We start from the raw sequence: 19,986 nt of genomic DNA, 5'->3' as shown, positions 1-19,986 counted from the left end.
TGCGGTTGCGGTCAGCGGGTGCCTACTGCTGCTCGGACTGCTTTGCGGGCCAGTTGGCAGTCGTCGTGGAGGCGGCGGAGAAGGAGGCGGTGTTCCTCGCCGGACGCCGCCGCCGGGGTCGCGTCCTGCATCGACCGGTGCACGGCCGTCTCGTACGTACGGATCTCCCGCGTCAGGACCAGCATCAGGTTCACCAGGAACGCGTCACGCGACGCCGGCCCCGCCGACTGCGCGATCTGGCTGATCTGCCGGCGCGCCACCGGCGCGTCCCCGAGGACCGACCACAGCGTCGCCAGGTCGTACCCCGGCAGGTACCAGCCCGCGTGCTCCCAGTCCACCAGCACCGGACCGGCCGGTGACATCAGGATGTTGTTGAGCAGCGCGTCGCCGTGGCAGAACTGGCCCATGCCCTGCCGCCCGCTCGCCAGCGCGATGCCGTGCAGCAGCTTCTGCAGATCGCCCAGGTCCCGGTCGGTGAGCAGCCCGAGCTCGTGGTACCGGGAGATCCGCGCCGCGTAGTCCAGCGGCGCGTCGAACGTCCCGGCCGGCGGCCGCCAGGAGTTGAGCCGGCAGATCGCGCCGAGCGCCGCCCGGATGTCCGCCCGCGGCGGTGCCTCCACCGGGTGCCGCTGGAGCGCCGCGACTCTGCCGGGCAGCCGCTCGATCACCAGCGTGCCGTTGTCCGGATCCGCCGCGATCAGCCGGGGCGCCCGCACAGGCGGGCGGTGCCGGACGAACGAGCGGTATGCCGCTATTTCGTGGCGGATCCGCTCACTCCAGGCGGGGGAGTGGTCCAGTAAGCACTTCGCGACCGCGGTGCTCCGCCCGGTGGTGCCGACCAGCAGCACCGACCGCCCGCTGCGGCGCAGCACCTGGACCGGCGCGAACTCCGGACAGATGCGGTGCACCGACGCGATCGCCGTGCGCAGCTGGGCGCCCTGCGGGCCGGACAGATCGAGCCGCCCGCTGAGCGGCTGGGCACCCGGGGCCGCGGTGCGCCGTACGGTGCCGGCGCCGAGGACGGGCGCCGCCGGGCGCGCCGGGGCGAGATAGGGCCCGCTGTCCGCCGGGCGCGGACGCAGGGGCCGGGGCGGTGCGGACACGGAGGACGATGCTGCGTACATGGGTGAACAGATCCCTTCGTGTGCCTGCGACGTCAGTGCACCACCCGGCCCGGCCGCCCGGACGCACCCTGGGGGAATGCCCCTGTGCGACGGGGTCGTGGTGGCGCGTTCCTACTCGACACCCGATGTCCCCTGGCACACCATCTGGCGCACCCTGGCGAACCCTGGCGAATAGTCGCCCGGCAACCTGCACCGGGCTACTGTCAACTCAGCCGAGAACCTGGGGGCTTGACGTGAGCGGACAACCCAACACCCGGCTCTCGGACCTGTTCGGCCTGGCCGGCTGGTCCAAGGGCGAACTCGCGAGGCTGGTCAACCGGCAGGCGGCGGCCATGGGCCACCCCCAGCTGGCGACCGACACCTCCCGGGTGCGGCGCTGGATCGACATGGGAGAGATCCCGCGCGATCCCGTACCGCGGGTGCTGGCGGCCCTGTTCACCGAGCGTCTCGGCCGTGTCGTGACCATCGAGGATCTCGGTCTGGTCCGGCACGGGCGTACGGGGAAACGGCAGGGCGGCGGGAATGCGGAACATCCCGACGGAGTGCCGTGGGCGCCCGAGCGGACAGCCGAGGTCCTCACCGAATTCACGGGAATGGACCTCATGCTCAACCGACGCGGCTTGGTGGGCGCGGGTGCCGCGCTCACCGCGGGCTCCGCACTCAGCAGCGCCATGTACGACTGGCTGCACACCGATCCGGCCCTGACCGCCGACGCACCCCGCCTCCACGACCCCCTGCACGCCGAGCCGGCCGGCTTCGACCGCTACGAGGCCGCCCCCATCGGGTCGCAGGAGATCGAGGAACTGGAGCGCTCCGTGGAGGTGTTCCGCGCCTGGGACGCCGCCCGGGGCGGGGGCCTCCAGCGCAAGGCGGTGGTCGGCCAGCTCAACGAGGTGGGCGGCATGCTCGCCTACCACCACCCACCCCATCTCCAGCGGCGCCTGTGGGGCGTCGCCGCCAACCTCGCCGTCCTCGCCGGCTGGATGTCGCACGACGTCGGCATGGAACCCACGGCCCAGAAGTACTTCGTGATCGCCGCTCACGCGGCCCGCGAGGGCGGTGACCGGCCGCGCGCCGGTGAGGCGCTGTCCCGGGCGGCCCGCCAGATGGTGCACCTGGGCCGGCCCGACGAGGCGATGGACCTGATGAAGCTCGCCCAGTCGGGATCGGGCGAGGAGGTCCTGCCGCGCACCCGCGCCATGTTCCACACCGTCGAGGCGTGGGCGCAGGCGTCCATGGGCAAGGGCCAGGCGATGCGCCGCACCCTGGGCCGCGCCGAGGACCTGTTCGTCTCCGACAAGGGGGACGTGCCGCCGCCGAACTGGATGCAGCTGTTCAACGAGGCGGACCTGTACGGCATGCAGGCCCTGGCGTACCGGACGCTCGCCGAGTTCGAACCGGACGCGGCCAGGCATGCCCAGCACTACGCGGACAAGGCGCTGGCTCTGCGAGTCGACGCACAGCAGCGGTCGAAGATCTTCGATTTCCTGTCCATGGCGTCCGCCTGCTTCATCGCCGACGACCCCGAGCAGGCCGACCGGTTCGCGCGCCTCGCCCTGGTGTCGATGGGGCAGAACTCCTCGCGCCGCACCTGGGACCGGCTGCGCCAGATGTACCGGCTCACCGCCGAGTACTCCTCCTATCCGAGGATCCAGGAGCTCAGGGAGGAGATCGAACTGGTGCTGCCCAAACAGAAGGGCAGGGGCGGCAGCGCCCGGGCATGACGCCCGGACCCGCTACGGGGTGACCCGCGCGACGAGCACACAGGCGTCGTCGTCACGCTCCCGCTCGCCGAACTCCCGTACGACCGCCCGGACACAGTCCTGTGCGGTGTGTGCGGCGGCGAAGTGCGGGGCCAGTTCGAGCAACTGCCGTACGGCCGTGGCTCCGGCGTGCCCGGGCACCAGCCCGTCGGTGTGCAGCAGCAGTACGTCACCCGCTACGAGGGTCTCCTCGGCCTGTCCGTAGGAGGCGCCCGAGGTGGCGCCGAGCAGGACGCCGTCCGGCGCGTCCAGCGCCCGCCCCGTCCCGCCGCGGAACAGCAGCGGGGCGGGGTGCCCGGCCTGCGCCCACAGCAGTGAGCGGGTGCCGGGCCGGTAGCGCAGACAGACGGCGCTGCCGAGGACCGGCTGTGCGGTGGCGTCCAGTAATCGGTCGAGACAGGCCAGCAGCGGTCCCGGCGCGGTGCCGGTCATCGCCATGCCGCGTACGGCGCCGAGCATCATCGCCATGCCCGAGGCCGCCCCGATCCCGTGTCCCGTCAGCTCGCCGACGCTGAGCAGCGTCGCGCCGTCGGGCAGTTCCAGGGCGTCGTACCAGTCGCCGCCGATCCGGGTGTGCGTCGACGGCGGCAGATGGGCCCCGGCGAGGTCGAGGGTTCCGGGGCCGGCCGGCGGGAGCCGCAGGGGGCCGTGCCACGTCGGCAGCACGGCCTCCTGCAGCTCGACCGCGAGCCGGTGCTCGGTCCGCGCGGCGGCGTGCCGCTGGCGGTGCAGCGAGTCACGGGTCTCGCTCACCGCCCGCCGGCAGCGGCGCAGTTCGCTGACGTCCCGCAGTACCGCCCACATCGAGGCGGTGCTGCCGTCGGCACCGAGCACCGGTTCGCCCATCATGTGCACGGTCCGTACGCCCTCGTCCGGGCGCAGGACACGGAACTCCCCGTCGATGGGCCGGGCGTCGACCAGACAGCCCGTGACCATCGCGGTCAGCCTGGGCCGGTCCTCGTCGCAGACCAGCGAGGGCAGTTCGTCGAGCGTGAGCGGGGCGGCGGCCGGGTCCCGGCCCAGGATCCGGTACAGCTCACCGGACCAGCGGACCTCGTCCGTGAGCAGATCCCACTCCGCGCTGCCGACCCGGCTGAGCAGGGCCTCCTGCCGCGGCGCGGGTAGCCGGCCCGGCGCGGCCGGCGGATCGTCCCGCAGCTGGGCCAGGTGCCGGTCCAGATCGTCGAGCTGACGCAGCGCCAGGTCGCACAGCGCGCGCCGCAAGCGCTCGCGCGGGTCCGCCGTGTCCTGCGGGGTGTCCTGGCGTACGGCGTCCACCTCGCCCTTGAGCCGCCGGGTCTGCGAGATGAGCGCGTCGACCGGGCCGCGTCCTGGCGGCGGGGCGGCTGGACGGTCCGCGGAGAGGTGGGACGGCATGACGCACTCCGATGCGGGAACGGTTCGGCCTTCAGGCGGAGGGACCGTTACGACTGTCGCACAGCCCGCGACTGCCTGTAAGGGATTCGGCAACACACGATAAGGCGGTGCCTAAGGCATATGCCACCGTCTTTGCGGGGTTACCCCCGGGAATACGTCAGAGGCCCTCTTGGTGTCTCAACTCCCATGGTACGCAAGTGACATGACGTACCGTCGATTCGCGCCGGCACTCACGCGCACGTTCGACGCACAGGTGTTCATGGGGGGAAGACCGGTGGGTCACCCCGTCCTCAGTAGCGCAGCACCGCCGCCATCCCGTCGGCGTCCCCGAGCGTGCCGTCCGGGACGAAGCGGACCTCCGCACCCGTCTCCAGGCACTGCTCGACGATCTCGTCCACGATGTCCGCGCGGGCGTCCAGGTCACCGTCCTCGGCGACGATCAGATGGTCACCGGCGTCGCGCACCGTGATCCGGTAGTTCTCCTCCACGGCCAGCAGCCGGACCCGGCCCTCGCGGGCGTTCCGCCACAGCTCGTCGACCCCGGCCGCGAACTCCTTGCGCCCCCGGGCCGACTCCAGCGCCCGGCCCACGTCCTCGGTGCTCCTGCGCGCCTCCGCCTCCAGCACCGGACGTACGGCCTGCCACACCGCCTGGGGTGTGCCGTGCGCGAGCCCGCCGTGCGGCACCTGTACGGCGTCCCGGGCCACCTGGCCCGCCTCGCTCATGAGGGACAGGGCGGCGGGCGCCCCGGTGATGTACAGCGGCCTCGGGTGACCGCGCAGCACCCTGGCCATCGCGGTGTCCGTGTCGCGCAGGAACCGGCGGGTGTCCTCGTCACGGAAGTTGCTCGGCTGGTCGCCGACCTGTTCCTGACGCTCGGGGTCGAAGTTCGGCTCCTCCCGGATCAGCGGGAAGCCGCCGGCGTGTTCCTCGGTCACCCGGTCCACGCCGCCGCTCCACAGCGTGGCCCGGTCCGCGGACACGGACAGCACCCAGAACGGCCGTTCCGCCGTGTGCGCGGAGACGAGGTTGCGGGTCAGGAAGGTGTCCGACAGGACGATGCGCTCCGGCACACTGCGCGCGAGCGACCACACCTGGTGCTCACCCGGCGCGGCGAAGATGACCAGGCCGTCCTCGGAGTGCGCCAGATCGACCTCGGACAGCGCCCGGTCGAGCTGCAGTTCCACGTCGGCACGCCGGTCCCGGGTGACCGCGGGATCGGACTCCAGCTTCTTCTTGGCCTCGGCCACCGCGTTGCGCAGACGTACGGCGTCCTCGGTGTTGAGGGGATCGCGCCGGTGCGTCGGTGTCAGCACGGACACCGCGGGGTAGGGGCGCGGACGGCGAAGCTCGGCAAGGGTCGCGGGGCTCAGATCGTGCTCCATGACAGCACCATAGGGCCAATTCCCCGACAGGGCATTCGGGGCAAAGCGCCCGGCGTCCGCGAGGGGGCCGGGCGGCCGCTCAGAGGCGGCCGTCCTCCTCGGAGCCGCAGGAACTCCCGCTGCGCGGCAGGGAACCGTAGAGCAGGAAGTCGTCGATCGCGCGGTGGACGCACTCGGACGCCCCGTAGCCGGTGTGGCCCTCGGCCCGGTTGTCCAGCACCACGGCGGACGGGCCGAGCCGTTCGGCGGTCTCCACCGTCCAGCGGTACGGCGTGGCCGGGTCGCCCCGGGTGCCGACCAGCAGCATCTTCGGCGTGTCGACGTCCTTGACCCGCTCGCGGATGAAGTCGGTCCCCCTGGGGCGGCCGTGGCACAGCACCACCTGGGCGAGCCGGTACGGCCCGAACACCGGCGAGGCCTCCTCGTAGGCGGTGCGCAGCCGGGCCAGGTCCCGGGTCACCCGGTCGGCGGAGGGCCGGTCCGGGTCGTCCGCGCAGTTCACCGCCATCAGCGCGGCCGGCAGATTGTCCAGCGGGACCTCGTCCGGGTCCACGAGGGGGTCGTCGGCCCGCCGCGGCACGGGCCGCGTCATGCCGCCGGTCGCCAGACTCTCCACCCCGCGCGTGTCCCCGTCCTCGATCAGCTGGGCGAGCGCCCGCTGCAGCAGCGGCCACATCTCCCGCGCGTACAGGCCCTGGCCGATGGCGCCGGCCAGGTCCTGTCCGGTGAACTCGTAGCCGAAGTCGGTCGGTACGGGGTTCTCGTCGAGCGAGTGGACCAGGTCCACCACCTGTTCGCGGGCGCTGCGCGCGTCCTGCCCGAACGGGCAGGCGAGCTCCCCGGTGCACCAGGTCAGGAAGTTCTCCAGCGCGGTCTGCTGGCCCCGGGCGCCAGCCAGCCCCTGCTCGGCCAGCGGCTCGGTCAGCGTGTCCACACCGTCCAGCGCCATGCGGCCCACCTTCCCGGGGAACTCGGCCGCGTACACCGCGCCGATCCGGGTGCCGTACGAGAAGCCGAGGTAGTTGAGCTTCTTGTCGCCGAGCGCCTGGCGCATCACGTCCAGGTCGCGGGCGACGTCCACGGTGCCGATGTGCTCGAGGACGGGGCCCGAGTGCTCGGCGCACTCGGCGGCCACCTCGCGCAACCTCCGCAGGGTGTCACGCGGATCGGCCATCTCCTCGCCGTCGGTCGCCTCCAGCGCCTGGCCGGTGGCGTCGGTGCCGCAGCTGACCGGTGAGGAACGGCCGACACCGCGCGGGTCGAAGGAGACCACGTCGTAGTCCTCGGTGAGGCCCAGGAAGTCCTTGCGGCCGTGGGCGAGTCCGAGCACCCCCGAGCCGCCGGGGCCGCCGAAGTTCAGCAGCACCGAGCCGCGCGGGTCGCCGGAGGCGCGGTAGCGGGCGAGGGCCAGTTCGAGGGTGCCCGCGCCCGGATCGGCGTAGTCGAGCGGCACGGTGACCGTCCCGCACTGCAGATCCTTCGGCAGGTCCGGGGTGTCGCAGGCGGCCCACTCGATCTTCTGGTCGTGGAACCGGCTTGGGCCGGGATCCGTACGGCCGGCGGCCGTCAGCCCCGAGCCCAGTATCGCCAGGCCGACCGCCCCGGTGGCCGCACAGCGCCGGACCGAGGGCCGCACCGCGGATCGCTTCGACAGCTTGGCCAGCATCGATGCCTCCCAGGACGCCCCGACCGGCGCCCTCGCCCACCATAAGCGGGGCCCAGGGCTCACGCCCGTCGGTCCGGCGCGGGCCCGCTGCGGTGTTCGGGCGTCGTGAGTTCGACGGTCTTTGCCCGGGGTTCGAGTGGGGGGACGCCCGATGGGGTGAACCGGCTGCGGCATACGGATGACCCATAACCCGGATGCCGCAGTTCCGTTCCCATCGGTGCGGGCGAGCGCTCGCGACCATGTCCGGAAGGCAGGGAAGCGATGAGACGGGTTACCCGAAATGGTGTGATCGCCGTCGCCGCGGCGTCGGGCGCGATGGCCGTGGCGGTGCCGGCGTACGCCGACGCCGGTGCGGACGGCCTCGCGGCCGGCTCGCCCGGTGCGGGGTCGGGCAACACCGTCCAGCTCCCGGTGCACATCCCGGTGAACGTGTGCGGGAACACGGTGAACGTGGTGGGTCTGCTCAATCCGGCCGCGGGCAACGCCTGCGTCGACGAGGACCCGGGCGGCCGTTCTGGGGGTGCCACGGCGGTGAGCGGCGCGCACGGCTCGCCGGGCGTGGTCTCCGGAAACGGGGTGCGGTTGCCGGTGGACCTGCCGGTCGACATCAGCGGGAACAGTGTGAACGTGGCCGGTGCCGGCAACGCCGCCGTCGGCAACAGCTCCACGAACACCCCCGGCGAACGGCCCGCCCGCCCGGCGGAACCCGAGCCCGAGCCCGTGGCCCCGCCGCGTACGCTTCCCGCCCCGCCGAAGGACACCGTCGCCCTCGCCCACACGGGCGCCGACCGGACGCTTCCGGTCCTCGGCACCGGTGCCGCGCTGTTCCTGGGCGGGGTCGCCCTGTACCGCGGGGCCCGGCGGGTCAGTCCCGTCCGCGGTGGAAGCGCCGGTGCAACTCCCTGACCTCGTCGGCGAGTTCGGGGACGGGACCGGCGACGGTCACACCGGGGGCGACCTCGGCGACGGGCAGCGGCCGCACCGGCGGGGAGGGCACGCCCAGCTCGGTGAGCCAGGACACCAGCTGCTCCGAGGACGCCACGTACACGATGCGGCCGAGGCCCACCCATGCGTGGGCCGCGGCGCACATCGGGCAGTGCTCGCCCGAGGTGTACACCGTGGCCGCGGCCCGTTCGGCGGGGCTCAGGTGCGCCGCCGACCAGCGGGCCAGCTCGAACTCGGGGTGCCGGGTGCGGTCCCCGGAGGCGACACGGTTGTGGTCCTCGGCGAGTACGGTGCCGTCCCCGGCCACCAGTACCGACCCGAACGGCTCGTCCCCGGACTCCAGCGCCTCGGCCGCCAGCTCCACACAGCGGCGCAGATACGGCAGTTCGTCATCGTTCACGGGCATGGCGCCAGCCTAATCCCGTTGCCCCCGGGGGCGGTGGCGTGGTCGGGTCGGCGGCATGGATCCCAGCAGCGTACTCGCCCTGTTCGACCGTGAGCTGCGCGAGGGCGCGCGGCCCGAGGGCCCCGGCGCACGGGTCGAACGCGTCGGCGCCGTGGTGCGCCATACGGGTCCCGCGCACGGCTGGAACGGCGTCGTCTGGTCGGGACTGGAGTCGGCGGCGGACGCGGACGCGGCGATCGCGGAGCAGATCGCCTATTTCGGCGCGCTCGGGCGCGAGTTCGAATGGAAGCTGTACGGGCACGACCGGCCGGTGGAGCTGGGGGAGCGGCTGGTGGCGGCGGGGTTCGTGGCCGAGCCGGTCGAGACGCTGATGATCGGTGAGATCGCCGGCGCCGTGCTCGACGCGGAGCCGCCGGAGGGGGTTCGGCTGGTGCCGGTCACCGACCGGGCGGGCGTGGACCTGATGGCGCGGGCGCAGGAGAAGGCGTTCGGGGCGGACGCCTCGCGGTTCCGGTCGCATCTGCTGGACCGGCTCGCCGCCGATCCGGACGCGGTCGTGGCGGTGGTGGCGCTGGCCGGTGAGGAGCCGGTGAGCGGGGCGCGTATGGAGCTGGTGCCGGGGACGCGGTTCGCGGGGCTGTGGGGTGGCGGTACGGTACCGGCCTGGCGGGGGCGGGGCATCTACCGAGCCCTGGTGTCCCACCGGGCCCGTATCGCCGCGGCCCGCGGCTACACCCACCTCCAGGTCGACGCGTCCTCCCGGAGCCGCCCCATCCTCCAACACCTCGGCCTCACCCCGCTGACCACGACGAGGCCATACGTATACACACCACCGCAGCTCCCGTAGCCGCGGGCAGTCGTGCCGCTGGGGCGGCACGACTGCCCGCGGCTGGGCGGCACGGGGCCGGTGGCGGCGTCAGCGGTGTGACTTCGCTCGGTCCAGCGCCGTCACCCCCACCGCGGCGAGCCCGATCTGGATCAGCCACTCCACCCAGTCGACGCCGTCCGTGTCGGCCACCCCGAACGCGGCGGCGACCGCCGAACCGATGAGCGCGGCGACGATACCGACGAGGATCGTCCAGAGAACCCCGATGCGCTGGCGGCCCGGAACCACGAGCCGGCCCAGGACGCCGATGACCACTCCGATGACGATCGCGCTGATGATGCCGTCTATCTCCATCTCACCCCTCTTTTCCTGACCTCCGCTGCACTGCGTCTGCCCCCGCGCCGTCGGGACACTCCCGCCCGGACACGAAAGGGCCGGCCCGCGCTGCACGCGGACCGGCGCCCGACTCCTTTCGTGGCCGTCCCTACGGCCGGCCGCCGCTCCTGGCGGCCGTGGTGGCGCACGCCGCGCCCAGCAGCACGGCGAGGCCGCCGATGACGACGTTGTTCCAGATGACGCCGGCGTCCGGACCGCTGCCGACGATCCAGGGCGAGACGATCATCCACACGCCCAGTGCGCACATGGCCCAGCTGAGGCCGTACATGCGCGCGGGCGCCGCGGTGAACCCGAGGGCGAGCAGACCGATCGCGATGCCCACGATCAGGTTGTGGGTCACGAGCGCGGGCTGGCTCGTCGTGTAGTGGAGGATCCACGGGGACACCGCACAGTAGAGACCGAGCAGGAACACCGGTCCGTCCATCAGGGCCACATCGCGACCGCCGAGCATACGGTCGTACCGTTGCCGCATTTCGGGAGCGTCGGGGTGGCTGGCGATATCACCGCGCGGGTGCGAGACGTTGGCCATGAGTCGTCTCCTTTGACTGGCAGGCCTGACCGCGTCTGGTGCGGTTTGCGGTATGAGCCGCTTGAGCCCATTCTGCTCTTATTTTTCCTTTATGTGTAGATCTGACGGAGAGTTCGGCGTGGTCGCCGCACGGGCGGCGGTCCGCGCGATGTTGCGGGCCATACCGCCGAACACGACGGCGTGGAACGGGGACACCGCCCACCAGTAGAGGTGGCCGAGCAGTCCGTGCGGATGGAACAGGGCGCGCTGGCGGTACCGGGTGCGGCCGGCCTCGTCCGTCCCGGCGTACATCTCCAGCCAGGCCAGACCCGGCAGCCGCATCTCGGCCCGCAGCCGCAGCAGCCGGCCCGGCTCGATCTCCTCCACCCGCCAGAAGTCCAGCGAGTCACCGGCCCGCAGCCGTGCCGCGTCCCGCCGTCCCCGGCGCAGTCCCACGCCCCCGACCAGCCGGTCCAGCAGTCCGCGCACCGCCCAGGCGAGCGGGAAGGAGTACCAGCCGTTCTCCCCGCCGATGCCCTCGATCACCCGCCACAGGGACTCCCGGGAGGCGTCCACCGTCCGCTCCCGGCGGTCCGTGTAGAGGCTGCCGCCCGCCCAGTCCGGGTCGGTGGGCAGCGGATCGCTGGGCGCGCCGGGCACCGACGCCGAGGACCACCGGGTCGCCACATCGGCCTCGCGCACCCGTTTCAGGGCGAGCCGGACCGCCTCGTCGAAGCCGATCGGATGACCGGGCGGATCGGGCACGTACCGCGCGATGTCGTGCTCCCGGCAGACGACCTCGTGCCGCAGCGACTCGGTGAGCGGCCGGGCGACGGACGCGGGCACCGGCGTGACCAGCCCCACCCAGTGACTGGACAGCCCCGGCGTGAGCAGCGGCACCGGCACGATCACCCGGCGCGGCAGCCGGGCCACGGCCGCGTACCGCACCATCATCTCCCGGTACGTCAGCACGTCCGGGCCGCCGATGTCGAAGGCCCGGTTGACCTCCTCGGGCATGCCCGCGCAGCCCACCAGCGCACGCAGGACGTCGCGTACCGCGACCGGCTGGATCCGGGTGTGCACCCACTGCGGGGTGACCATCACGGGCAGCCGTTCGGTGAGGTGCCGCAGCATCTCGAACGAGACCGACCCCGAGCCGATCACCACCGCGGCCCGCAGTACGGCCGTCGGCACCCCCGAGTCCAGCAGGATCCGGCCCACCTCCGCCCGCGACCGCAGATGCGGGGACAGTTCCCGCGTGGGAACGCCGGCCGGGGTGAGACCGCCGAGGTAGACGAGCCGCCGTACGCCCGCCTCCCGCGCCCGCGTGCCGAAGATCCGCGCCGCGCGGCGGTCCGTCTCCTCGAAGTCGTGGCCCGACCCCAGCGCGTGCACCAGGTAGTACGCCACGTTCACGCCCTCCAGCGCCGCGGCCACCGACGCGGGATCGGTGACGTCGCCGCGGACCACCTCCGCGCGGCCCGCCCAGGGATGGTCGCGCAGCCGGTCGGGTGAACGGGCCAGACAGCGCACCCGGTAGCCGGCGTCCAGGAGTTCGGGCACCAGCCGTCCGCCGATGTAGCCCGTCGCCCCGGTGACCAGGCAGAGCGGTTCCGGCCCGGTGCCGTTGTTCGATGCCGCCGTCACGGTGTCCTCCTCGCGTCGGGTGATGTCCTGCGATCAGTTCCCCGGAATCACGGATCGGTACAACCCGACTCCCGTTCGGCGCGCACCGCAACGCGTGCGCGCGCTCGGCGCACGGCGGCGCCGGGCCGGCCCCGCACGTGCCGCCGGTGCCGGCCGAAAGGTCCAGGCCACGATGACTGGTCTAAACCCTTGACTGGTACAGACCAAAGCGGTTGAGTGTGCTTTCACACCCCCCACCACGGCCGCCCCCACAGCCGTGACCGGCCCCGCCGGCACGTGCGGGCGAGGCCTCGCACCAGCATGCCCTCGCCCGGGAGCGGCCGTGTTCCGCAAAGGAGTTGATCCCTTGTCGAGAAGACGCGTCGCCGCTCTGACCGCCGCTCTCGTCCTCGCCGGCAGTGCCCCGATACTGCTGCCCGCGGCCTCCGCCTCCGCGGCCTCCTGTTCCAGCTATCCCAACTGGGTGGCCGGGCGGTCGTACAACGCCGGTGACATCGTGCGCTACACCGACGGCCGGGCGTACATCGCCGAACACGCCAACCCGGGTTACGACCCGATCATCAGCACCTGGTACTGGGAGCCGTACGCCTGCGACGGCGGTTCGGACACCCCCGCCGGCACCTTCGTCGTGTCCGAGGCGCAGTTCAACCAGATGTTCCCGGGCCGGAACTCCTTCTACACCTACAGCGGGCTCAAGGCCGCGCTGAGCGCCTACCCCGGCTTCGCCAACACCGGCGGCGACACGGTGAAGAAGCAGGAGGCCGCCGCCTTCCTGGCCAACGTCAGCCACGAGACCGGCGGCCTGGTGCACGTGGTGGAGCAGAACACCGCCAACTACCCCCACTACTGCGACTGGGGCCAGCCCTACGGCTGCCCGGCGGGCCAGGCCGCCTACTACGGCCGCGGTCCGATCCAGCTCAGCTGGAACTTCAACTACAAGGCCGCGGGCGACGCGCTCGGCATCGACCTGCTGGGCAACCCCTGGCTGGTGCAGAACGACGCGGCCGTGGCCTGGAAGACGGCCCTGTGGTACTGGAACACCCAGTCCGGTCCCGGCTCCATGACCCCGCACAACGCGATGGTCAACCAGGCCGGCTTCGGCCAGACGATCCGCAGCATCAACGGCTCCCTGGAGTGCGACGGCCGTAACCCGGCGCAGGTCCAGAGCAGGGTGAGCACGTACCAGCGGTTCACCCAGATCCTCGGTACGTCCCCCGGCGCCAACCTGTACTGCTGACGCCCTCCCCGATCCCGCTCCGGGCATCGCCCCGGAGCGGGATTGGCGCGTTCGGTGGTTTTACGTATAACCTCTCCGGTCAATCCCCCCTGTGAGAGGTCACGATGAGAAGCGTTCCCCTGGTCACCCTCGTCGTCGACGACTACGACGAGGCGATCCGCTTCTACACCGAGGCCCTCGGTTTCCGGCTCGCCGAGGACGCGCCCCGGCCGGACGGCGGCCGCTGGGTCGTCGTCGAGCCGGACGCCGGGCACACCGGCGCCGCACTGCTGCTCGCCCGTGCCAAGGGCGAGGCCCAGCGGTCCCGGGTCGGCGACCAGACCGGCGGACGCGTGGGCTTCTTCCTGCACACCGACGACTTCGCCCGCGACCACGCGCGCATGACCGCCGCCGGCGTGACCTTCCTGGAGGAGCCGCGCCACGAGCCGTACGGCTCGGTCGCCGTCTTCCAGGACCTGTACGGCAACCGCTGGGACCTGCTCCAGCCCGCCGCTCCCTGACCGGTCCGGCGCCGCCCCCGTCCCGGCGCCGCCCCCGGTCCGTCCCGTCTCCGCCGAACCACCCGCCGAGGAACCACCGCACATGTCATCTACGCGCATAGACACCGAGACCCTCCGCCGCCTCCCCAAGGCCGTGCTGCACGACCACCTCGACGGCGGACTGCGACCCGCGACCGTCGTCGAACTGGCGGAGGCCGTCGGTCACACCCTCCCGACCACCGACCCCGACGAGCTCGCCGCCTGGTACGTCGAGGCCGCGAACTCCGGCGACCTGGTCCGCTACATCGCCACCTTCGAGCACACCCTCGCCGTCATGCAGACCCGCGAGGGCCTGCTGCGCACCGCCGAGGAGTACGTGCTCGACCTGGCCGCCGACGGAGTCGTCTACGGCGAGGTGCGCTACGCCCCCGAGCTCAACACCAGGGGCGGGCTGACCATGCGCGAGGTCGTGGAGACCGTCCAGGAGGGCCTCGCCGCCGGTAGGGCCAAGGCGGCCGCCGCCGGGACGCCCGTCCGGGTCGGCACCCTGCTCTGCGGCATGCGGATGTTCGACCGGGTCCGCGAGGCCGCCGACCTGGCCGTCGCCTTCCGGGACGCCGGGGTCGTCGGCTTCGACATCGCCGGCGCCGAGGACGGCTTCCCGCCGGCCGACCACCTGGACGCCTTCGCGCATCTGCGCCGTGAGAACGTGCCCTTCACCATCCACGCCGGTGAGGCCCACGGCCTGCCCAGCATCCACCAGGCGCTCCAGGTGTGCGGGGCCCAGCGCATCGGGCACGGCGTGCGGATCACCGACGACATCGTGGACGGCAAACCGGGCCGCCTGGCCGGCTGGGTCCGCGACCGCCGGATCGCGCTGGAGATGTGCCCCACCTCCAACCTCCAGACCGGCGCCGCGATCTCGATCGCCGGGCACCCCGTCACCGCGCTGAAGGACCTCGGCTTCCGGGTCACCCTCAACACCGACAACCGTCTGGTCTCCGGCACCACCATGACCCGCGAGATGTCCCTGCTGGTCGAGCAGGCCGGCTGGACGGTCGAGGACCTGCGCACGGTCACGGTGAACGCCGTGAAGAGCGCCTTCCTGCCGTTCGACGAGCGCAACGCCCTCCTCCGCGACGTCGTCCTGCCGGGCTACGCCTCGGCGCTCTGAACCAGCCCCCGCGCGTACGCGGCCTGTCCGACGTGCTGCAGATCGTCGGACAGGACGCTGATCAGCCGTACGCCCAGGGTGACCGGCGGATCCCAGCGCTCGTCGACGACGCGCCCGAGGTCCTTGGCCGTCAGCGCGCGCAGCGCCCCCACGGTCCGCTCGTGCACGGCGTCGTGGTAGCCGGTCAGCAGGTCACCGGAGTCGACCCGCACCTCGGCGACCTTCGCCGAGGTGTGGCCGTACCCCGTGTCGGCGCGGGGCAGCCCGAGGCCCAGGCGCTTCTCCCAGTCCTGCGAGAGCCACACCTGGTCGAGCCCGAAGGCGTCGGCGATGTGGTCGTCCTGGACCCGGGTGAGGTGCCACACCAGCCAGGTCACGGAGTTGGCGTCGGGGCCGGGCCGGGCGTTGAGCGCGTCGGGGCCGAGGCCCTCCACGGCGGCGTGGACTTCTTCTTGGACGCGGCCGAAGCCGTCGATGAGGATGTCCTTGGCATGCATGCCCCCAGCCTCGCGCATCGGCGCGCCTCACGCGCCCCCGTCGCCCAGCAGGGCCATCAGCGCCCGCGCCGCCGGACTGGCCGCCCGCGGTGACGGCACCAGGGCGACCGTCTCGTACACCGCCTCCCCGGTGTCCTTCAGCGGGAGCGCGGTGAGGGCCTCCCGCTTGTGCCGGAAGTGCCGCGGTACGACGGCGACGCCCAGGTTCTCGTCGACCAGGTCGAGCAGGCTGTGCACGTCGTTGACCTCCAGCGCCACCGTGCGCCGTACGCCGACGGCGGCGAACGCGGCGTCGGTGGCCCGGCGCGGACCCCAGTCCGGGTGGAAGTCGACGAACACCTCGTCGGCCAGGTCGTGCGGGGTGAGCGGCGCCCCGGCCCGCGCCAGCGGATGGTCCGGGTGGCACAGCACGGTCATCGGCTCGCTGGTCAGGGGCATGGACCGCAGCTGCTCCGGATCGGCCTCCGTGCGGTAGGCGAACGCCAGGTCCAGCCGTCCCGCCGCCACCTCCTCCGCCAGCGCGGCCGAGCCCCACTGCCGCAGCCTGATCTCCACGTCCGGGTGGAGCCGGCGGAAGGTGGCGAGCAGCTCCGGCACGTTCACCCCCGCGATGCACTGCTCGGTGCCGAGCGCCAGGGTGCCGCGCAGTACGCCCTGCACGGCGGCCACCGCCTCGTGCGCGGCGCGCACCTGCGCCAGGATCCGCTCGGCCTCCGCCAGCAGGGCCCGCCCCGCCTCCGTGAGCGTCACGCTGCGGGTCGTCCGGACGAACAACGGCGTCTGCAGCTCCCGCTCCAGCGCGCGGATGGACGCGGACAGGCCCGACTGGGAGACCATCAGCCGCTCCGCCGCGCGGGTGAAGTGCTGGTCCTCGGCCACGGCGACGAAGTGCTGGAGGTGACGCAGTTCCATGATTGAGAAGCGTATCCGCTGAATTCCATCGGATTCTTCTGTTGGACCACTGCCCGCAGGTCACGACAGAGTGGAGGGACGGTTCGACGGAACCGTCAGTCATGTGTGCCAACCCCCCCTGGAGTCGTGTTGTACACCGCCCACCCCGACCGTTATGCGGACATGCCCTACCGGCGCACCGGACGCAGCGGCCTGAAGCTCCCCGCGCTCTCGCTCGGCCTGTGGCACAACTTCGGTCCCGACCGTCCGGCCGAGACCCAGCGGGCCATCCTGCGCCGCGCCTTCGACCTGGGCATCACCCACTTCGACCTCGCCAACAACTACGGGCCCCCGCCCGGCGCGGCCGAGTCCGCACTCGGCGAGGCGCTGACGTCGGACTTCGGGCGGTACCGCGACGAGCTGGTGATCTCGACCAAGGCCGGCTACCTGATGTGGCCCGGCCCGTACGGCGAATGGGGCTCGCGCAAGTCCCTGCTGTCCTCGCTGGACCAGAGCCTGGGCCGGATGGGCCTGGAGTACGTCGACATCTTCTACTCGCACCGCTTCGACCCAAAGACTCCGCTCGAGGAGACGATGGGCGCGCTGCACTCGGCGGTCCAGCAGGGCAAGGCGCTGTACGTGGGCGTGTCCAACTACTCGGCGGAGCAGACCCGCGAGGCCGCCCGCATCCTCGGCGAGCTGGGCACCCCGCTGCTGATCAACCAGCCCCGCTACTCGATGCTCGACCGCCGCCCGGAGGACGGGGGGCTGATGGACGCCCTGGACGAGCTCGGGGTCGGCTCCATCGCGTACTCGCCGCTGGAGCAGGGCCTGCTCACCGCCCGCTACCTCGACGGCATCCCGGAGGACTCGCGTGCCGCGAGCGACAGCCCCTTCCTGAACAGCGACGCCGTCACCAAGGAACTGGTCGGCCGGCTGCGCACGCTCAACGACATCGCGGCGGCGCGCGGGCAGAGCCTGGCGCAGCTGGCCCTGTCCTGGGTCCTGCGCGGCGGCCGCCTCACCTCCGCCCTGGTGGGAGCGAGCAGCCCCCGCCAGCTCGAGGACAGCGTCGCGGCCACCCGCAACCTCGACTTCACCAAGGAGGAGCTGACCCGCATCGACGCGGCGGTGAAGCGCTGACGCCGGGCACCGCGCCCGTCCGTGGGCCGTCGTGCCGCCCCGGCGGCACGACGGCCCGCGGACGGCGGACGTGGGCTACGCCCCCGCGGGGACGCGGTCCAGGAAGCCGTATACCGCGCGGATGCGGGAGTCCGCGGTGAGCGTGATCACGTCGGACCCCGCGACCGGCGCCGAGCCTTCCCCAGAGGGGGTGCCCTCAGCCGCGTTCACCAGTTCCCACGAGAAGCGGGCCGTGTCGTGATGGCCGTCCACGGCACCGGTGAGCCGGAACTCGAAGCCCGGGAACTGCTCACGCACCGCCCCGATCATCGTGCTGATCGCCTCGTGGCCGACGGCGTCGGCCAGCGGGTCGGTGTAGCTCCCGTCCGCGGTCCAGACGTCGGCGACGGCCTTGGCACGCGCCTGGGAACCCTCGGCGTTCCAGGCCTCGAAGTAGCGGGCGACGACGGCGTCGTAACGATGTGCGGCTGTGGTCATGGCGAATCCCCCAAGTGAGATCGTGTCTGCCGGTCGGACACCCCCACAGTGCCCGCCACCCCGCACGGACGTCGATTACCCCCGAGGTCATATGCCGTCCGCCGGCCATCACCGCACGGTTTCGGCCACGCCGGGCGGTGAATATGCCAGGAGTCTGGCCGGAAACACATGGTGACAGTGTTTCAGAGGTGAACATACTCGACAATGAGAGCGCTTCACACCGCGCGACGGCGCACTCACGCACAGCATGCGAGCCACGAGGCGGGCAGCCGGCCCGGCCCGGCGGGCGAGCGACGCAGCGGGGGAGGGAATGTGCACGACGAATTCCTGTGCCATGTCACCGCCTACGGAGTCTGTGACGGCCGGCGCATCGGCGTACCGCTCGGAACCTACCGGGCGCCCACCCTCGCCCTCGCCCTGTGGTGGCTGCGCGACCGTGCCCTGTGGATCGCCGAGCGCCTCGACCCGCGGCCCGACGCCGAGCACTTACCGCCGGGTGCGCTCGTCCCCGTCGCCGACGACGTGCCCGACGTACCCGATGTGCTGCGCACCTGGTGCGGGGACGTCGCCCGGCAGGATGAGGTGGCCGAGACGCTCGCCGCCGGACGGATGGTGCGCCTCGCGACCGGCGACGAGACCACCGAGTACGAACTGCTGGCCGAGTCCGTGGACGCCCTGCGCATGCAGCGCGCCGCCCGTGGCATCGGCGTCCCGGTCGCCTGACCGGCCCCGCGTCAGCGTTCGGCCCCCGCCCCCTCCGGACGTCGTACCGCGCGCGCCAGGAACGCCCCCGCGAACCCGGTGGCCAGGCCCCACAGCAGGGCAAGCCCCAGGGCGCCCCACAGCCGCGGCCTCAGCAGCACCTGCCCGGACAGGCCCTCGCCCAGCTCGCCGATGCCGAGCACGGACAGGCCGATCCGCGCGGAGATCCGGGCCATCAGGCAGATCATCAGCACGGTCAGTGCCAGCGCCACCGCCATGTGCACGGCGTGCTGCCACGCCCGGACCCGGGCGGGGGAGCCGGCCGCCATCACGAACGCGGCGGCGCACAGCAGCACCGCGCTCACCACCAGCAGCAGCCACCACTTCCCGCCGTCGTGTTCGGTGAGGGTGCCCAGATTCAGTGCGGAGACGTCCGGGGCGCGCAGCACCTCGTCCAGCACCTGCGGCATGGGCAGCCCGAACGGCCCCTCCACCCTGCCGTTCCAGGTGGCACCCAGCCCGATCGTCAGCGCCGGCCAGACCACGTTGGGCAGCCCCAGCAGGATCACGGCGAACGTGCCCGCCGGATGCCCCCGGGTGGCGGCGACGACCAGCGCGATCACCAGGCCGATGCCGACGGCGGCCACCAACAGCAGCAGCATCGCGTACGCCGCCGGCCGCAGCGACGTCTGCAGGCGCAGCAGCCCGGCCGGCAGCGGGGCGCCGCGCGACACCATCAGCGCCACCAGCAGTACGCCCGCCAGCCACACCAGACCGATCAGGACGGTCGGCACCACATCGGTGGAGAACCCCACCACCGGTCTGATCCCGAACAGATCCCCCAGGTCGCCCAGCGGGCCCTCCCCGAGGGACAGTTCGTACGTGTGCCGTGCGGCCAGCGCGAGACCGAGCACCGCGAGCAGCCACAGGACGGCGATCCGTGCCGCCCACCCGGCCAGTTCCGGCGCCCCCGCCACCGCCCGGTGCCGCAGCGGACGCAGGAACCCCCAGCCGGCGACCAGCGCCCCGGCGAGGGTGACGGACAGCGGAATCACCGTCAGGCCGCCCTCCGTACCGGCCAGTTCACCGGCGTCCCCGGAGAGCTTCACCGAGCCGCCGACCGCCGTGACCAGGGTCGCCGCCAGCACCCGGGGGAACGAGTCCCCGGGGAGGTCCGTGGCGCCGGCCGCCCACAGACCCGGCGCGGCCACCAGCCCCATGGCGACCAGCGTGCCCAGGACCGTGGCGAGGGCCCCCGCCCAGCCGTGCCGGGCCGCCGGAGGGCCGGAAGCGGTACGTGCGTTCACTCCTGCACGCTAAGCAGCCCCGGCCCGCCCCGCCCG

20 protein-coding genes are annotated in these 19,986 nt (G+C 72.7%); 8 read left to right on the top strand and 12 right to left on the bottom strand.

Annotated features, from left to right (window positions below; all coding sequences use genetic code 11):
* Positions 1–11: 11 nt before the first annotated feature.
* Positions 12–1,124 (bottom strand): aminoglycoside phosphotransferase family protein, encoded by a 1,113-nt coding sequence (locus IF28_RS0121615; RefSeq protein WP_030222947.1) that lies wholly within the window; start codon positions 1,122–1,124, stop codon positions 12–14.
* A gap of 233 nt (positions 1,125–1,357) precedes the next feature.
* Here IF28_RS0121615 and IF28_RS0121610 point away from each other — a divergent pair, with 233 nt between their 5' ends.
* Entirely contained in the window at positions 1,358–2,848 is a 1,491-nt protein-coding gene (locus IF28_RS0121610) for a hypothetical protein (RefSeq protein ID WP_030222944.1), read from the top strand.
* A gap of 12 nt (positions 2,849–2,860) precedes the next feature.
* Here the strand turns inward: IF28_RS0121610 and IF28_RS0121605 are convergent, their stop codons facing one another.
* The 3 genes from IF28_RS0121605 to IF28_RS0121595 form a co-directional block, all read right to left on the bottom strand.
* On the bottom strand, positions 2,861–4,264 hold the full coding sequence (locus IF28_RS0121605; protein WP_030222941.1) for a PP2C family protein-serine/threonine phosphatase: 1,404 nt from the start codon (positions 4,262–4,264) through the stop codon (positions 2,861–2,863).
* Between the two features lie 290 nt (positions 4,265–4,554).
* Complete coding sequence (locus IF28_RS0121600) at positions 4,555–5,649, bottom strand: hypothetical protein (RefSeq protein ID WP_030222939.1); 1,095 nt, start codon at positions 5,647–5,649, stop codon at positions 4,555–4,557.
* Positions 5,650–5,728: 79 nt separating this feature from the next.
* Positions 5,729–7,315, bottom strand: coding sequence for an alpha/beta hydrolase (locus tag IF28_RS0121595; protein WP_030222937.1), 1,587 nt, complete (start codon positions 7,313–7,315; stop codon positions 5,729–5,731).
* Between the two features lie 261 nt (positions 7,316–7,576).
* Between IF28_RS0121595 and IF28_RS0121590 the strand changes: the two genes are divergently transcribed.
* Positions 7,577–8,221: a chaplin gene (locus IF28_RS0121590; protein WP_063829348.1), complete on the top strand. Its 645-nt coding sequence runs from the start codon at positions 7,577–7,579 to the stop codon at positions 8,219–8,221.
* Here IF28_RS0121590 and IF28_RS0121585 read toward each other — a convergent pair.
* Positions 8,181–8,666 (bottom strand): nucleoside deaminase, encoded by a 486-nt coding sequence (locus IF28_RS0121585; RefSeq protein ID WP_030222931.1) that lies wholly within the window; start codon positions 8,664–8,666, stop codon positions 8,181–8,183. The genes IF28_RS0121590 and IF28_RS0121585 overlap by 41 nt on opposite strands.
* Before the next feature lie 55 nt (positions 8,667–8,721).
* Between IF28_RS0121585 and IF28_RS0121580 the strand changes: the two genes are divergently transcribed.
* Positions 8,722–9,513 (top strand): GNAT family N-acetyltransferase, encoded by a 792-nt coding sequence (locus tag IF28_RS0121580; protein WP_030222928.1) that lies wholly within the window; start codon positions 8,722–8,724, stop codon positions 9,511–9,513.
* A gap of 69 nt (positions 9,514–9,582) precedes the next feature.
* Here IF28_RS0121580 and IF28_RS0121575 read toward each other — a convergent pair whose 3' ends face one another.
* The 3 genes from IF28_RS0121575 to IF28_RS0121565 form a co-directional block, all read right to left on the bottom strand.
* A complete protein-coding gene (locus IF28_RS0121575) occupies positions 9,583–9,846 on the bottom strand; it encodes a GlsB/YeaQ/YmgE family stress response membrane protein (protein WP_030222925.1) in 264 nt (87 codons plus the stop codon).
* Positions 9,847–9,976: 130 nt separating this feature from the next.
* Positions 9,977–10,417 (bottom strand): SPW repeat protein, encoded by a 441-nt coding sequence (locus IF28_RS0121570; protein WP_030222922.1) that lies wholly within the window; start codon positions 10,415–10,417, stop codon positions 9,977–9,979.
* A 78-nt stretch (positions 10,418–10,495) separates the two neighbouring features.
* Positions 10,496–12,043, bottom strand: a complete 1,548-nt coding sequence (locus tag IF28_RS0121565) for an SDR family oxidoreductase (protein WP_030222918.1) — start codon at positions 12,041–12,043, stop codon at positions 10,496–10,498.
* 346 nt (positions 12,044–12,389) lie between these two features.
* Here IF28_RS0121565 and IF28_RS0121560 point away from each other — a divergent pair, with 346 nt between their 5' ends.
* The 3 genes from IF28_RS0121560 to IF28_RS0121550 all read left to right on the top strand — a co-directional run bounded on the left by IF28_RS0121560 (position 12,390) and on the right by IF28_RS0121550 (position 14,933).
* A complete protein-coding gene (locus tag IF28_RS0121560; RefSeq protein WP_030222915.1) occupies positions 12,390–13,280 on the top strand; it encodes a glycoside hydrolase family 19 protein in 891 nt (296 codons plus the stop codon).
* Positions 13,281–13,384: 104 nt separating this feature from the next.
* Positions 13,385–13,780, top strand: a complete 396-nt coding sequence (locus tag IF28_RS0121555) for a VOC family protein (RefSeq protein ID WP_030222913.1) — start codon at positions 13,385–13,387, stop codon at positions 13,778–13,780.
* 82 nt (positions 13,781–13,862) lie between these two features.
* On the top strand, positions 13,863–14,933 hold the full coding sequence (locus IF28_RS0121550; protein WP_030222910.1) for an adenosine deaminase: 1,071 nt from the start codon (positions 13,863–13,865) through the stop codon (positions 14,931–14,933).
* Here the strand turns inward: IF28_RS0121550 and IF28_RS0121545 are convergent.
* Positions 14,915–15,430, bottom strand: a complete 516-nt coding sequence (locus tag IF28_RS0121545) for a mycothiol transferase (RefSeq protein WP_030222908.1) — start codon at positions 15,428–15,430, stop codon at positions 14,915–14,917. The genes IF28_RS0121550 and IF28_RS0121545 overlap by 19 nt on opposite strands.
* 27 nt (positions 15,431–15,457) lie before the next feature.
* A complete protein-coding gene (locus IF28_RS0121540; RefSeq protein ID WP_030222906.1) occupies positions 15,458–16,342 on the bottom strand; it encodes a LysR substrate-binding domain-containing protein in 885 nt (294 codons plus the stop codon).
* 129 nt (positions 16,343–16,471) lie between these two features.
* Between IF28_RS0121540 and mgrA the strand changes: the two genes are divergently transcribed.
* Positions 16,472–17,464 (top strand): L-glyceraldehyde 3-phosphate reductase, encoded by a 993-nt coding sequence (mgrA, locus tag IF28_RS0121535; protein ID WP_030222904.1) that lies wholly within the window; start codon positions 16,472–16,474, stop codon positions 17,462–17,464.
* A gap of 75 nt (positions 17,465–17,539) precedes the next feature.
* Here the strand turns inward: mgrA and IF28_RS0121530 are convergent, their stop codons facing one another.
* The gene (locus IF28_RS0121530; protein WP_030222901.1) at positions 17,540–17,941 is read right to left on the bottom strand and encodes a nuclear transport factor 2 family protein; all 402 of its coding nucleotides are present in this window, start codon (positions 17,939–17,941) and stop codon (positions 17,540–17,542) included.
* Between the two features lie 312 nt (positions 17,942–18,253).
* On the opposite strand from IF28_RS0121530, the gene IF28_RS0121525 reads away from it, so the two are divergent.
* Entirely contained in the window at positions 18,254–18,664 is a 411-nt protein-coding gene (locus tag IF28_RS0121525; RefSeq protein ID WP_030222899.1) for a hypothetical protein, read from the top strand.
* A gap of 11 nt (positions 18,665–18,675) precedes the next feature.
* On the opposite strand, the gene IF28_RS0121520 is transcribed toward IF28_RS0121525, so the two are convergent.
* Complete coding sequence (locus IF28_RS0121520; protein WP_030222896.1) at positions 18,676–19,950, bottom strand: streptophobe family protein; 1,275 nt, start codon at positions 19,948–19,950, stop codon at positions 18,676–18,678.
* Positions 19,951–19,986 lie beyond the last annotated feature (36 nt).

The sequence above is a fragment of the Streptomyces sp. NRRL WC-3626 genome (assembly GCF_000718785.1).
Taxonomy (GTDB): Bacteria; Actinomycetota; Actinomycetes; order Streptomycetales; family Streptomycetaceae; genus Streptomyces; species Streptomyces edwardsiae.
This window is presented reverse-complemented; position numbering and strand designations above follow the sequence as displayed.

Coding starts and splice junctions, on each gene's coding strand:
- IF28_RS0121530 (WP_030222901.1), bottom strand. CDS start 17,941: ATGACCACAGCCGCACATCGTTACGACGCCGTCGTCGCCCGCTACTTC.
- IF28_RS0121575 (WP_030222925.1), bottom strand. CDS start 9,846: ATGGAGATAGACGGCATCATCAGCGCGATCGTCATCGGAGTGGTCATC.
- IF28_RS0121555 (WP_030222913.1), top strand. CDS start 13,385: ATGAGAAGCGTTCCCCTGGTCACCCTCGTCGTCGACGACTACGACGAG.
- IF28_RS0121615 (WP_030222947.1), bottom strand. CDS start 1,124: ATGTACGCAGCATCGTCCTCCGTGTCCGCACCGCCCCGGCCCCTGCGT.
- IF28_RS0121600 (WP_030222939.1), bottom strand. CDS start 5,649: ATGGAGCACGATCTGAGCCCCGCGACCCTTGCCGAGCTTCGCCGTCCG.
- IF28_RS0121570 (WP_030222922.1), bottom strand. CDS start 10,417: ATGGCCAACGTCTCGCACCCGCGCGGTGATATCGCCAGCCACCCCGAC.
- IF28_RS0121545 (WP_030222908.1), bottom strand. CDS start 15,430: ATGCATGCCAAGGACATCCTCATCGACGGCTTCGGCCGCGTCCAAGAA.
- IF28_RS0121580 (WP_030222928.1), top strand. CDS start 8,722: ATGGATCCCAGCAGCGTACTCGCCCTGTTCGACCGTGAGCTGCGCGAG.
- IF28_RS0121540 (WP_030222906.1), bottom strand. CDS start 16,342: ATGGAACTGCGTCACCTCCAGCACTTCGTCGCCGTGGCCGAGGACCAG.
- IF28_RS0121605 (WP_030222941.1), bottom strand. CDS start 4,264: ATGCCGTCCCACCTCTCCGCGGACCGTCCAGCCGCCCCGCCGCCAGGA.
- IF28_RS0121590 (WP_063829348.1), top strand. CDS start 7,577: ATGAGACGGGTTACCCGAAATGGTGTGATCGCCGTCGCCGCGGCGTCG.
- IF28_RS0121595 (WP_030222937.1), bottom strand. CDS start 7,315: ATGCTGGCCAAGCTGTCGAAGCGATCCGCGGTGCGGCCCTCGGTCCGG.
- IF28_RS0121585 (WP_030222931.1), bottom strand. CDS start 8,666: ATGCCCGTGAACGATGACGAACTGCCGTATCTGCGCCGCTGTGTGGAG.
- IF28_RS0121550 (WP_030222910.1), top strand. CDS start 13,863: ATGTCATCTACGCGCATAGACACCGAGACCCTCCGCCGCCTCCCCAAG.